Raw genomic sequence first — 229 nt, forward strand, 5'->3', positions numbered from 1 at the left:
TGCCGGACCCCGAACGCCCGCAGGATCTGGACCGCCAGGTGACCGAGTCCACCGATTCCGACAACCCCGGCAACGGTCTCGCTGTCGATCAGATCTCTGTGCGTGCGAATTGCGTGGTAGGCGGTCAGTCCGGCGTCGGCCAGCGGCGCGGCCTGCTGCGCGGGCAGCGATCCGGTGGGCACGAGTACATCGGCGGAAGGGACCAGCATGAGTTCTGCCAGCCCCCCGG

General features: G+C 69.0%; 1 pseudogene. It reads right to left on the reverse strand.

Features of this window, described 5'->3' with window-relative positions:
* Positions 1-209: pseudogene (locus SB754_RS23450) on the reverse strand (NAD(P)-dependent alcohol dehydrogenase); the annotation flags it as partial.
* Positions 210-229: the final 20 nt, after the last annotated feature.

Source organism: Leifsonia sp. SIMBA_070 (assembly GCF_046534635.1).
Lineage (GTDB): Bacteria > Actinomycetota > Actinomycetes > Actinomycetales > Microbacteriaceae > Leifsonia.